General features: G+C 41.5%; 13 protein-coding genes. 7 read left to right on the top strand and 6 right to left on the bottom strand.

Annotated features, from left to right (window positions below; all coding sequences use genetic code 11):
* Positions 1-18: 18 nt before the first annotated feature.
* Together AC1DPZ_RS15090 and AC1DPZ_RS15085 are read right to left on the bottom strand one after the other, a co-directional pair.
* The gene (locus tag AC1DPZ_RS15090) at positions 19-279 is read right to left on the bottom strand and encodes a (2Fe-2S) ferredoxin domain-containing protein (RefSeq protein ID WP_477404769.1); all 261 of its coding nucleotides are present in this window, start codon (positions 277-279) and stop codon (positions 19-21) included.
* Positions 280-405: 126 nt separating this feature from the next.
* Complete coding sequence (locus AC1DPZ_RS15085) at positions 406-1,554, bottom strand: DUF3095 family protein (protein WP_477404767.1); 1,149 nt, start codon at positions 1,552-1,554, stop codon at positions 406-408.
* A 229-nt stretch (positions 1,555-1,783) separates the two neighbouring features.
* Between AC1DPZ_RS15085 and AC1DPZ_RS15080 the strand changes: the two genes are divergently transcribed.
* The 4 genes from AC1DPZ_RS15080 (at position 1,784) to AC1DPZ_RS15065 (ending at position 5,744) form a co-directional block, all read left to right on the top strand.
* Positions 1,784-2,140 (top strand): glyoxalase superfamily protein, encoded by a 357-nt coding sequence (locus tag AC1DPZ_RS15080; protein ID WP_477404765.1) that lies wholly within the window; start codon positions 1,784-1,786, stop codon positions 2,138-2,140.
* A 211-nt stretch (positions 2,141-2,351) separates the two neighbouring features.
* Entirely contained in the window at positions 2,352-2,927 is a 576-nt protein-coding gene (locus AC1DPZ_RS15075; protein ID WP_477404763.1) for a thermonuclease family protein, read from the top strand.
* A 34-nt stretch (positions 2,928-2,961) separates the two neighbouring features.
* Entirely contained in the window at positions 2,962-5,403 is a 2,442-nt protein-coding gene (locus AC1DPZ_RS15070) for a penicillin acylase family protein (protein WP_477404761.1), read from the top strand.
* Positions 5,404-5,408: 5 nt separating this feature from the next.
* Positions 5,409-5,744 carry a hypothetical protein gene (locus AC1DPZ_RS15065; RefSeq protein ID WP_477404759.1) on the top strand — a complete coding sequence of 112 codons (336 nt, stop codon included), beginning with the start codon at positions 5,409-5,411 and terminating at the stop codon, positions 5,742-5,744.
* A 51-nt stretch (positions 5,745-5,795) separates the two neighbouring features.
* Here the strand turns inward: AC1DPZ_RS15065 and AC1DPZ_RS15060 are convergent, their stop codons facing one another.
* The 3 genes from AC1DPZ_RS15060 to AC1DPZ_RS15050 form a co-directional block, all read right to left on the bottom strand.
* Positions 5,796-6,464 carry a lipid-binding SYLF domain-containing protein gene (locus AC1DPZ_RS15060; RefSeq protein ID WP_477404757.1) on the bottom strand — a complete coding sequence of 223 codons (669 nt, stop codon included), beginning with the start codon at positions 6,462-6,464 and terminating at the stop codon, positions 5,796-5,798.
* 130 nt (positions 6,465-6,594) lie between these two features.
* Positions 6,595-7,266 (bottom strand): lipid-binding SYLF domain-containing protein, encoded by a 672-nt coding sequence (locus tag AC1DPZ_RS15055; protein ID WP_477404755.1) that lies wholly within the window; start codon positions 7,264-7,266, stop codon positions 6,595-6,597.
* Between the two features lie 94 nt (positions 7,267-7,360).
* Positions 7,361-7,840: a DUF1203 domain-containing protein gene (locus tag AC1DPZ_RS15050; RefSeq protein WP_477404753.1), complete on the bottom strand. Its 480-nt coding sequence runs from the start codon at positions 7,838-7,840 to the stop codon at positions 7,361-7,363.
* Positions 7,841-8,072: 232 nt separating this feature from the next.
* Here AC1DPZ_RS15050 and AC1DPZ_RS15045 point away from each other — a divergent pair, with 232 nt between their 5' ends.
* The 3 genes from AC1DPZ_RS15045 (at position 8,073) to AC1DPZ_RS15035 (ending at position 10,978) form a co-directional block, all read left to right on the top strand.
* On the top strand, positions 8,073-9,059 hold the full coding sequence (locus AC1DPZ_RS15045) for a LuxE/PaaK family acyltransferase (RefSeq protein WP_477404751.1): 987 nt from the start codon (positions 8,073-8,075) through the stop codon (positions 9,057-9,059).
* Positions 9,060-9,118: 59 nt separating this feature from the next.
* Complete coding sequence (locus tag AC1DPZ_RS15040; RefSeq protein ID WP_477404749.1) at positions 9,119-9,811, top strand: PH domain-containing protein; 693 nt, start codon at positions 9,119-9,121, stop codon at positions 9,809-9,811.
* Positions 9,812-9,997: 186 nt separating this feature from the next.
* A complete protein-coding gene (locus AC1DPZ_RS15035; protein ID WP_477404747.1) occupies positions 9,998-10,978 on the top strand; it encodes a type I phosphomannose isomerase catalytic subunit in 981 nt (326 codons plus the stop codon).
* Positions 10,979-11,115: 137 nt separating this feature from the next.
* On the opposite strand, the gene AC1DPZ_RS15030 is transcribed toward AC1DPZ_RS15035, so the two are convergent.
* The coding region (locus AC1DPZ_RS15030; RefSeq protein WP_477404745.1) for a sensor histidine kinase at positions 11,116-11,560 on the bottom strand (445 nt) is incomplete at its 5' end.

The raw sequence follows: 11,560 nt of genomic DNA, 5'->3' as shown, positions 1-11,560 counted from the left end.
TTAGAGGGGTCTGTCCTCCTATTCAATCAAATCCATCAGTTTCAATACATCCTTCGCCTTATATTCACTTAACCAGGTGTTGCCGGGTTGAATACTGCAAACCGGGGCAAATTTGCACCTGTCGGTACATTCTGTTTCTATCACTTCAATTTCTTCCTTACCATGATAATGTTTAATGTATGCTTTGGCCAGTTTGTACATCTCCTTGCCGCCCCTTTTGCCGCATTTACTGCCGGTGCATACGTACAGTACTTTATCGGGTATAGTGAACTTACTCATATCGAGGTATGTTATAACAATGTTAAGCTACAACAAAGTTATAACAATAAAGTTCCATTAAGGTAATTCAGGCCGTTGATTTATTTGCTGTAATGAGGTTGATAGCCTTTTACACATTCTTCTCACTCATTTATTCAGTTTGGCCTTTATCAATTTGGCTGCCATGGTATATCCACCATCGGCCCCGTCTACAAAATGGATGTGACCATCGTCCCAATCCCTTACATAACATGACATTACCGATTCGCGGCTTACATGAAATCCATAATACAACTCACCATTATTTTCCAATTTATTTAAAGCATCCTGCAATGCTTTGCGTTGAAATGATGTACCGGTTATAACCGTATTTATTTTCCCGTCTATCACCAGCGTATCCGACATTTCGACCAGTTTATTCAAATAGTGCTTTCCTTTTTCCGTTCGGAAATAAATAAACCCGTATAAATTAGTAAGCCAGGTTTGCATCAGTTCAAAAAAGCGGACCTTTCCCATTCTCACACGTATTTCGGTCTCAATTCTGTCAACAGTTATTTTAAGCCTGAGCTTCGCTACCGAAATGGGTTGTCTCTTTTTTGGATCGCCATAGATCTCATCGATATGGCAAATGACTTTTCTGAAAACATCGGGCTGTTGGTCTTCATGCAATGCCACAACTAACAATGAAATTACCTCATGGGTGTTTTGCGGCGGGGCAATTGCATCCCAGCGGCATTGCATCCCTGTCAGGTCAAGCTCCTCTAATTGGACGGCGTAGTCAGGTTTACTGTCATTTCCTTTAATCGTTTTTTCGGCAAAGCTTAAACCGTAGCCCAAAACAATGGGAATTGAAAATGCCTCGGACATGCAGAATTTGGCTATCCTCAGTTTATACCCCTGCTCATAAACCTTTTTCACAGCTACGGTACCAGTACGCAGCTCCATTTCAAAATTGGTCATTGTATTGTCCCTGTACAATAGCAAGGCACTCATAACATCATTAATAATTGAGGAGGGCACCAGGCAAGTTGCCCCGGCACCGCCAAAGAAAAACGGAACAGTTATATGATTTTTTAAAGCAATATTAAGCACCGAAACGATGCTGCCCGTGGCGATAAGGTTTACATTTTGAGAACCGCCCGCAAGCACCGCGAGGGTTGAACTTTTAATATCTGTAATAATAATGTGCCAATCATCTGGTACATCCTTAAACAGATCGTCCTTAATAAAAAGCTCGCCAAGCGGGATGTTGTTAACCCGCAGGTTACCATAAAACTGATCATCACTTGTCAACATGATTTTATGAAATATGCTTATCAAACTATGAATATAACCAATTGAACCTTAATACTAAATTAACCTTTTGACACCGGATATTATTGATTTTTTAGAACTACAAAACCGAGTTAAACGGCGATCGAAAAAGAATAAAAAAACTTGCATAACCCATAAGTTACCTATAAACTTGAATAACCTGCAAGTCGACGCCATGAACCTTTAAACCAAAAACATAAAACCAAATAACATGAAAGCAATTGAAATTATTTCTATCCCGGTTACCGACCAGGTAAAAGCAAAAGAGTTTTACCTGCAACTTGGCTTCGAAGTCCTGGTTGAGGCCCCTTTCGGTCCCGGCCAATCGCAGTGGATCCAGATGGCTTACCCGGGCTCGGCAGTTTCTATTACGCTGGTAAACTGGTTTCCAGAAATGCCGGCCGGCAGCACCCGTGGATTTGTTATTAAAACCGATGACCTTAATGCCGATATAGAAGACCTCACCGCAAAAGGTATCCAGCTTGGCAAAGTAGATGAAACCCCATGGGGAAAATTCCTGAACATCAAAGATCCCGATGGGAATGTGGTGAGTCTGCATGAGGATTGATGTGCAGATATGCAGATTTCAAATGCGCAGATGGCTTTGTCTGATTATTGTCTGAACCGGAATTCATAGAATTAAGGAATTGTCAGAATTCCAAAAATTCGTAAATTCGATAAATTCCGGTTCAGACAAAATTCCCGGGTCAAACAAAAAATCAAAAAAATCCATGCATCAGCTGCACATCTGAAATCTGAAATCTGCACATTTGTAACAGATGTTCAAAAAGTATTCCACCTCCCTCCTTGTCATTATCCTTTTTTCCCTGTGGGGTTGTAACCGTAAACCGGATAACCTTTATAAAGTTGTAAAAATTAAAGATGGTGATACCCTTGGTTTACTCAGCAGTGATAACCAGGAAATGACTGTAAGGCTGGCCGAGGTTGATTGTCCCGAGAAAACGCAGGCATTTGGACAGGCTGCTAAAAAATTTACATCCGATATTTGCTTTGCCAGGTACGTAAAACTGGTAGGCAACGTGCATGACCGTTATGGCCGCACTGTAGCCCTGGTAATTTTAGAAGATGGCACCAACGTAAATTATGCTTTGGTGAAAAATGGCTTTGCCTGGCAGTATAAACAGTATTCACAAAATGCTGAATTGGCAGGATACGAATTGCAGGCCCGCGAAAACAAACTCGGGCTTTGGGCCGATCCTGATCCTACCGCACCCTGGGAGTATCGGCGCGAAAAGAAGCCGGCTTACCACAAAAGTAAGCCTGATAGCCTCGAAAACAAACCCCGTAAAAAACATTACAGGAAGCGCAAACCAAAGCTTGAAGAAGTATATTAAAACCTTAACTTTATAGGCATTATACCTCACACTAATGAAGTTTATAAAAGCATTTTTATCCATTGCCTTTACATTGACCCTTATTTGGGCCTTACAAACAAAATTTGGTTCGGTGCCCCCCCTGGGCAAGTTTTTAAGTCCGGCGGATGGTTTTTGGCAAAATGCCGAGAGCAAGAATATCTTAACTGCCGGCACATTAAACCTGCCGGGGCTTCAGGCTGAAGTAACCATTAAGTATGACGAGAACCGTATCCCCCACATATTTGCCCAAAACGAACATGACCTGTACTATGCCCAGGGTTATGTAACGGCAACCGATCGCCTTTGGCAAATGGACATCCAAACCCGTAGCGCTGCAGGCAGGCTGGCAGAGATTGCCGGCGCGCGGGCATTAGAGATAGATCGTTACCATCGTCGTATGGGCATGGTTTACGGGGCCGAAAAAACGCTGAAAGCCATGATGCGCGATAAGCCGATAGCTGAAATGATAACAGCTTATTCTGCTGGTGTAAATGCTTACATACATCAGCTTGGACCGCGGCAATACCCGCTTGAATTTAAGCTGTTGGATTATGCCCCTGAAGATTTCAAACCTATCAACTGCGCATTTTTATTAAAGCTAATGTCAGAGACATTGGCTGGAGGATCAAACGAATTTGYGATGAGCAACATTTTGAAACGGTTTGGCGCCAACGCTACTAATGATCTGTTTCCTGATTATCCCTTCAGGGAAGACCCCATTATCCCGGCGGGCACCAAATGGAGTTTTAAACCCTTGCCTATCCCAAAACCATCAGCCAGTTTTTTAGCTTCGATGAATGCTAACGCAAAACGGGTAGTAAAAGAAGAAGGCATTGGCAGTAATAACTGGGCGGTTGCCGGCAGCAAAACAGCCAACGGTTATCCCATTTTAGCGAACGATCCGCATTTGAATCTTACCTATCCATCCATTTGGTTCCAGGTGCAGCTTTCCGCTCCTGGTGTAAATGTTTACGGTGTGAGTTTGCCCGGTGCGCCATGCGTTATCCTCGGTTTCAATAATAACATCAGCTGGGGCATTACCAATGTTGATGCTGATGTGCTTGATTGGTACCAGGTTAAATTTAAGGATGATAAAAAGAACGAATACTGGTACAATAATCAATGGAACAAAACCAGCCGGAGGGTTGAAGTGATCAATATCCGCGGGCAAAAACCATTATATGACACTGTTATTTATACCCATCACGGGCCGGTTGTTTATGAGGATAAAAGTAAAATAACAGCTCACACTCCCGATTTTGTTCCTGTCGGCGATGCCCTGAGATGGATAGCCCATGATGAATCGGACGAACTGATGACCATGTACATCCTGAACAAGGGTAAAAACTATGATGATTATCGCAAGGCGCTCACTTATTTTAATGCCCCGGCATCAAACTTTGTATTTGCCAGCAGGGATAATGATATCGCTATTACACCTAACGGTAAATTCCCGTTGAAGTTTAAAGATCAGGGTAAATTTATTTTGGATGGAAGCGACGCTGCAAACGACTGGCATGGCTGGATCCCTTTTGACCAGAACCCCACCGTTAAAAATCCACCGAGAGGATTTGTGAGCTCCGCCAATCAATCCTCAACAGATCAAACTTATCCTTATTATATCAACTGGTCGTTTGCGCCGTACCAGCGCGGTAAGCGCATTAATGACAGGCTTAGTCTAATGCAAAAGGCTACCATTGATAGTATGCGCATTTTGCAAACAGATGTATACAGCGTCCGGGCACACGATAATTTACCGGTACTGCTCAGTTATATTGATGCATCCAAGTTGGACCAAACCCAGTTGGCTGCATTAAATATGGTAAAAACCTGGGATAATAACTTTTCAATAAATTCAACAGGCGCTACCATTTTCAACTCCTGGTGGTTGAAAATTTATAATATGATCTGGGGCGATGATTTTGCCGGTAAAGACCTGCAGACCAACTATCCTTCGATGGATCGAACCGAACAACTCATCCAGAAAGAACCGGGTTCAAAATGGTTTGATAATATCCATACTCCTGCAAAGGAAAACTGTGCCGATATTATTAACCAGGCTTTTACCAGTGTTATTGACAGCCTCACCCGCCAATACGGAAAACCAGGTAAGAGGTGGCAATGGGGGCTGGTTAAAAAAATGGAGATCTCGCACTTAACCGGCCAGGAAGCGCTAAGTTCGGGTAATTTTGAATCAGGTGGAACAGGCACTACGGTTAACGCTTTGAACAACGGGCACGGTCCATCATGGCGCATGGTAGTACAAATGGGGCCTATTGTAAAGGGCTATGGCATTTTACCCGGTGGAGAAAGCGGCAACCCTGGTAGCTTTTTTTATGATGATATGTTAAAAACCTGGCAAAACGGGCAGCTTAAAGAATTGCTTTTTATGCAATCGCCGGATGAAAAATCAAATCGCATCAAAACAACCTTAACTATCAGTAACAAAAAATAAAAACTATGTTATTTCTTATTATACTCATACTTTCATTTGCAAGCGGTTTCTTTTTACCCTGGTGGGTAGTGGCTATCGCGGCTTTTTTTGCCGCTTTTTTTGCGGGCAAAACACCTGGGCAGGCCTTTATATCCGGGTTTGGCGCAGTGTTTATTGTTTGGATAGTTTTAGCCCTCTTCAAAAGTATTCCCAACGACCACCTGTTGGTTAAACGAATAGCCGAACTTTTCCATTTGCCCTCCTGGGGGTTTATACTGGTGATCAGCGGCATTGTTGGCGGTTTGGTTGCGGGGTTTGCGGCGCTGTCGGGCTTGTTATTGAAAAAAGCGCTCGAAAAATAAGTTCAAAAAAATGCCCGGCATTGCTGACGGGCATTCGCATGGGCAGGTTTATTATAGTGATCTTAAAGTTTCTTTCAGTACACTAACAGCTTCAGATTTGTTTTTCGACGTAGCAAAAATATCTGCTGATGAATTGTTATGGCCATAGAAGTTGGCGTTGGCCGTTTTATCAATAGCCAGGTTTGAGCCATTGATAGTTATCCCGGCAAATAAACCACGACTGCGCGAATAGGAATATATCTCGGCTTCCAGTTTATAATCGGTGTTAGCAGTGGAGCTACGCCCAACCGGACCGGCAGCTGCCGATATATCGCCACCAATAGTAAAATCGCCGTTTTTTACTTTCGTAAGCACGCCTTTATGGCGGAACACCAAAACCAGATCGACAGATTGCACCCCTATCTGTAAGCCAAAACTACCACCTGTAAGCGTAACAAACACGGGATCGCTCCACTTTCCATCAGCTAATTTAACCATAGCTACACCTTTGCCGCGCTTGCCGCCAATAGCAAGACCTGCATTAATCAGTTTAGGAATAATGATGATACCTTCATACTCCTGTAACAATTGACGGGGTATGCTCTCCTTCATTTTGCCAAACTCTTTTAACACATTGGCCGAATTATGTAAACGTTCTGTTTCTTTATCTCCCTTTGCAGAGATCAACAAAAAGAAAAGGCTCAGTATTAACGGAACCCTTAAAAATTTCAGTGCTTTCATGGGGTCAAATATTTAATTACAATTATTACCATTAAATATTCAACCTTAAAAACTCACCGTTGTTTTTAAATTATCTGAAAGTTGTGATTGATAGCAAGTATTACTTAAAATACACGCCTTTTTTAGCACTTTAAAAACCGGCTAATGTTTCTTTCAGCACATTAACAGCATCGGAATTATTTTTTGCGGAGGCAAAAATATCCTGCGATGAATCGTCATTACCGTAAAAATTGCTGTTTGATATATTATCTATAGCCAGGCCCGAACCATTGACACTAATACCGGCAAACAAACCCCGGCTACGTGAGTAAGAGTAGATCTCGGCCTCCATTTTGTAATCTGTAGTAGCAGATTTGTTTTTGTTAACCGGGCCTGCCGCTGCAGATATGTCGCCACCGATGGTAAAATTACCTTTTTTGATTTTGGTTAACACATCTTTATGACGAAACACCAAAACCAGATCGACAGATTGTACACCTATCTGGAAACCTACACTGCCACCTGTAAGGGTTACAAACACAGGGTCGCTCCATTTGCTATCGGCCAGCTTTACCATAGCTATTCCTTTGCCCCGCTTGCCGCCAATTCCAAAACCCGCGTTGATCAGTTTCGGGATAATGACAATGCCTTCGTACTCCTTTATTAACTCTTTGGGAATACTCTCCTTCATCTGGCTAAAATCCTTCAATACGTTGGCCGAACTGTGTATTCTTTCCGTTTCTTTATCAGCGGCCTTTGCCGATACCAGCACAAAAAAAAGGCTTAATATCAACGGAAATCTTAAAAATTTCAATGTTTTCATTGGGGTCTGTTAGTTAAAATGCAATGTTAACAATTAACGTAACCAACTCATAAAACGTGCAGGTGTTTGACAATTAAATTATTTAACCATGACTTTACACCCGTTCAACTTTGCAGATAAAACAACAAGCCTGTGCATTACGGGCATGTAAGTATTCAACCTCCGGATGTTTATCAAAAATCTCACCTATTAGTTCATCAACATCCGCATCGCCAACAAGCTGGGTTAAAACCATCATCTGATCGCAATTATAACCAATGAGCGACAACGGAAAACTTTGTTTATTAGCCTTAATCTCCGGCGGGAAACGAAATACACCACTGTACTCATCCACATCCGCTGCATTTACAAATACCGGGCCGGGCTGGTTATAAGCATTCTCTACCTCAAAAGGCGAATGCTTAAATAACAAACGCTTATCAACACCCTTATTAAATGGCTTTAAGGATATCCGGCAGGGTCCCAGCCCCGTAGCCAGTTGTTCCACAACCGGGTTATCAAAATCATCGGTCATGTTTGCTTTTATCTGTTGAACCAAGGCTTTTGAAAGCGGTACTATTTTAAATTTGTTCATAATGTTATTTTATTACAACTCAAAAGTGCAGTTATCCGGAGCGGTTTAAAACCCGGAACTTGCGGAGATTTTGTCTGAACCAAATCCTCCGGATTAAAGAACTTTTAGAATTTGTATATGAATCCCCATTAAAGAATTTTTAAATCCGGTTAATTCTTTAATTCTATTTCGGGTCGGGCAATCTACAAATCTGAAACTTGCACATCTGCACATTTACCTATCTTTGCATTAAATGAGTCTCCCTAATAAACAACAGGTATTTTCAATAGATAACAAAGCGCAGTTTGAAGCAGCGGCACTGCAGATTTTTAAATACCAGGCCCAAAACTGCGCCGTTTACAAGCAATTTATTACAGGGTTAAAAATCAACCCCACAAAAATTACCACTGCAGATCAAATCCCTTTTCTACCTATAGAGTTCTTTAAATCGCACCGGGTGCTCAGCATAAATGCACCCGTTGAGGTGACGTTCACCAGCTCGGGCACTACCGGGATGGTAACCAGCAGCCATTATGTAACCGATAAAACCTGGTATGAGGATAGTTTTAAAAATGCGTTTAAATTGTTTTATGGCGACATAAAAGATTATACCGTGCTGGCCCTGCTGCCATCCTACCTGGAGCGGGAAGGCTCATCGCTGATTTATATGGTTGATGAGCTCATCAAACTATCCTGCAACCCGGATAGTGGCTTCTTTTTGTATAACCATGATGAGCTTTATCATCAGCTTAAAAAACAACAGGATGCCCAAAAGCCTACCCTATTAATTGGTGTTACTTTTGGCCTGCTTGATTTTATTGAGAATTACCATATTAATTTCCCCGGACTTATTGTGATGGAAACCGGGGGGATGAAAGGCCGGCGTAAAGAAATGATCCGTGAGGAACTCCACGAAGTTTTATGCAAAGGATTTGGGGTTGGCGCCATTCACTCCGAGTACGGTATGACCGAATTACTTTCACAGGCCTATTCAAAAGGCGAGGGTATTTTTGAATGCCCACCCTGGATGAAGATCGTCATACGCGATACCAACGACCCTATAAGTACGTTAGCCACTGGTAAAACCGGTGGGATCAATGTGATGGACCTGGCTAATATTAATTCCTGCGCGTTCATTGCCACACAGGACCTGGGTAAAACCTATGCTGATGGCTCGTTTGAAGTGTTAGGAAGGTTTGATCAAAGCGACATACGGGGTTGTAATTTGCTGATTGCTTAAAACTTATAGGCAATTGAAGTATTATCATTATTTTTGCGGGCATCATAAATGCTAATAACATGATTGAGAAATTTTTAAACGAGGAACAAGATCCAAAAACGGTTGAAAAAGTTTATTCCCGTTTGGTCGACCTGCTTTCTTCTGGTGAAGAGGTAATATATATTGCTGTTCAGAAAAAACCATTGGTAAATTTATTTCCTGATTGCATAGCCATAACCAACAAACGTATATTGTTTTTTACCCCGGCAAATCTTGGCCTTTCTATAAAGTTTGTTGATTTTGTGTGGAAGGATATTGTTGATGTATACACCAAGGAAGAGATAATTGGCGCCATATTCAGTGTAAAAACCACCAACGGTGCCGAGATGGCTGTTGATTACCTGCCTAAAATACAAGGCCGTAAATTATACCAATATGCCCAAGAACGTAAAGAGGTTGAGCGTGAAGCCCGCCGCCTGCGCGATCTGGAACAAAAACGTGCGGAGTCTGGCTCTATTCAATTTGAAAATCCGGCTGCAGCACATGCTTCAACCGCGCAACAGGTGTACGCTGCGCAAGCACCTGTAGCTGCTCCACAACCTCCGGCACCAGCCCCGGTTGTACCTCAGGCCCCTGCCCCAATAGTTCATGAAACGCCAAAGCCTGATGAGCTTACTGAAAAATTGAAGAAGCTGAAAACCCTTTTCGATAATGGTTTGATATCGCAGGAAGAATACAATAATAAAAAACTGGACCTGCTAAGCGACTTTTAAGTTATTTGGCATATAAAACAAAATAAGCTGTCTCAAAAAGGGGCGGCTTATTTTGTTTCGGGGATGTTTGAATTTAAAAACATTAGAAATAAATCAACAATCCTTATTTACTCCAATCAATTATGTTCGAAAGTTATTTAGGGCTTTTTTAATTTAACTTTTAACTTAGCGGTTAAAATTTACACGATGTTGGCATTATATCCATTAAAATTTAAAACCATATACAAAGATAAGATATGGGGTGGTCAAAAAATCAAAACCTATCTGCATAAAGATTTTGGCGATTTGCCAAACTGCGGCGAAACCTGGGAAATATCGGGCGTAAAATCTGATGTATCTGTAGTTGCAGGCGGAGCCCTGGAAGGTGAATCACTTGCCAGTTTATTGGAACAATATAAGGAGGAACTGGTTGGTAAAAAGGTCTATGATCATTTTGGTAATATTTTCCCGTTACTGGTGAAGTTTATTGATGCCAATGACGATCTTTCAATCCAGGTGCACCCTGATGATGAATTGGCCAAAAAACGCCACAATTCCTTCGGTAAAACTGAAATGTGGTATGTTATTGAAACCGATCCCGGATCGACACTGATTGCCGGCTTCAATCAGGAACTGGACGAGCAAACTTACCTCGATAAGCTGAACAGCGGCCATATCATGGATATTTTAAATAAGGAAGATGTAACCGCCGGTGATGTTTTCTTTTTACCTGCCGGCCGTGTACATACTATTGGTAAGGGTTTATTAATTGCCGAAATACAGCAAACATCAGATATAACCTATCGTATTTATGATTTCGACAGGGTTGACGACCATGGAAACAAACGCGAACTGCATACCCAGGAAGCCCTTGCAGCCATTGATTATAAGCATTATCCTGAATATAAAACCAAATATCAGCCCGAAAAAAACGAGACTGTTAAATTGGTAAGCTGCCCTTACTTTACTACCAATTTGCTGGATTTTGATAAGAGCACTTCAAAGGATTACACCTCGCTTGACTCATTTGTGATTCACGTTTGTGTTGAGGGTGCTTATAACGTAACTTATAATGGCGAAACTTATCCCGTTAAAATGGGCGAGTGTATATTGCTGCCAAAAAGCATTGATAAGGTTGAACTGGAAACCACAGGTGGCTTTAAAATACTGGAAAGCTACATTGAGTAACAAAAACTATATAAGTATAGGTCTTGAACTATCAAGGTCTATACTTATAATTTTTTGTTTCTGATTGCTCCTTCCCTGTTAAATTGATTAGTTTTTCGCACCTTTTTTTGCTTCATCTACTAATTGTATAATTATTGTTATACAAATCTGATAGTAAATTTTGTACCGATATTTACCGTACTGTCTACTTTAATGGTGCCGCCGAGTGCCTCTATCTGGTTACGGGTTATAAACAAACCAATACCTTTGGCATCGGGGTTTTGATGAAAAGTTTTATACATCCCGAAGATTTTATCACCATAGCGCTCCATATCCATACCCATCCCGTTATCCTCAAAAAACAGATAGATATGATTGCGGTCTTTCAGTGTACTGCATTTAATAACAGGCTTCCTTTCCGGATCGCTGTATTTTAAAGCGTTGGTAAGCAGGTTTTGCAGAATACTTTCCATATATGCCGGGATATAACTTATTTGCGGGCACTTACTAAAATCAAATTCTATTGTAGCATCAAGCGCTTCTATATTGCTTTTAAGTGCCGATAAGATGTTTTTAAAAAGCGTTTCGAAGTCGATTACCGTC

This window comes from Mucilaginibacter sp. P4_G9, from assembly GCF_056400985.1.
The sequence above is the reverse complement of the archived record's forward strand: the minus strand, read 5'-3'. Positions and strand labels throughout refer to the sequence as shown.